The sequence below is a fragment of the Cupriavidus sp. 8B genome (assembly GCF_054589115.1).
This window is the reverse complement of record NZ_BAAILO010000282.1, coordinates 39,152-40,487: the sequence shown is the minus strand read 5'-3', so window position 1 is coordinate 40,487 and position 1,336 is coordinate 39,152. Positions and strand designations below refer to the sequence as shown.

General features: G+C 67.6%; 2 pseudogenes. One reads left to right on the top strand and one right to left on the bottom strand.

What is annotated here, in order from left to right:
- Positions 1 to 115 precede the first annotated feature (115 nt).
- Positions 116 to 1,045, bottom strand: a pseudogene (locus tag ACYP5B_RS27635) (glutamate carboxypeptidase); the annotation flags it as partial.
- A 122-nt stretch (positions 1,046 to 1,167) separates the two neighbouring features.
- Here ACYP5B_RS27635 and ACYP5B_RS27630 point away from each other — a divergent pair.
- Positions 1,168 to 1,336, top strand: a pseudogene (locus ACYP5B_RS27630) (GlxA family transcriptional regulator); the annotation flags it as partial.

The window sequence follows — 1,336 nt, the reverse complement described above, 5'->3', positions numbered from 1 at the left end:
ACTCAAAACAACCGCCCGCAATCGGCTGCGCAGCGCACAGCAACGCGCCAACATCATTGCTGCGTGCTGGAAGCAGGCCGAGTTGTGGTGATGTCAGCATTTATGCAAGCCTCAATAGCTTGGCCTGTAGCGCTGCCTGCAATTTCTCCAGCGCGCCGGGCTGGGTCAGGCGAACATCGCCCACGGCCTCTGCCTTCTCCGTAATCTGGTTCAACGGACCATTGGCGCTCGCGCGGGTCCAGACCAGCGCCGCGCCCGGCACGTCCTTGGCCACGTCGCGGGTCTGGAGCATCTGGTACGACAATTCGTAGAGCGCATTGCGGCCCAGTTCCGGCGCGGCGCCGGCATGCGCCGCACGGCCTTTGACGTCCAGCGTGGCGGTGGCAACGCCGGCCGAGGCCAGCAGCAGCGGCTGGCCCTTCATCACGACCGAGCCAGCTGAAGGCTCGCAGGAGAGCACCACATCATGCTGCTCGGCCAGCTTGGTGATCGTGTCGCCCGAGCCGGGCGAGCCCACTTCCTCGTCCGGGTTGAGCAGCACGGTGAGCTGGGCATAGTCTTGCCAGCCGGCCGCCTTGAGGATAGCCAGCGAATGCAGGATCACCGCGATGCCGCCCTTGTCGTCGGCGATGCCGGGGCCGTACAGGCGATTGCCGTCCAGCCTGATCGGCTGCGTCGCCAGCGTGTTGGGACCATAGACCGTGTCCATGTGGGCGATCAGCATGATGCGGCGCTTGCCGGTCCCGGTGAAGGTGGCCTTGACCATGGTGCCCGGGCCTTTGGTCACCGGAATGCGCTCGGTGCTGGCGCCCAGCGCCTTGAGCCGGCCCTCGGTGAAGCTGGCCATCTGCGCCAGGCCGGCCGCATTGGTGCTGCCGGACTCGATCGACACCATGTCCTTGAGCGACTGGATCAACGCGGGCTCGGCCGCGCGGGCGGCGTCCAGCAGTTGCGTGTCCGCGGCGCGGGCGCTGCCGGCTGCCCCGCATGCCAGCGCAAGCGCTGCCACAGCGGTATGGGTAAGTCGGCGCAGGGTTGGCTGCATGAAGTCTCCTGTTGCTTGCATCGTTATTGTGGTTAGGGCGGTGGTCCGCCGAGCGACGATGCTAGCCCTTGCGGGCGCGGCAAGGTAGGATCAATCCCGCCAATTGGAATGCCGATCCCGCCATGCCCGCCTCTTCTGCCACTACCGCCCTGCCGGAGCCTCCCGCCCTTCCCCCGCCTAGCCGCCCCGTGCCGCTGCACGTGCGCTTGCTGTGGTTGCCCGAGGCCATGCCCGGCATGCTGTTCGGCGCGCTGGATGTGCTGCGCACCGCGGCGGGGGTGGCCCGGCTGC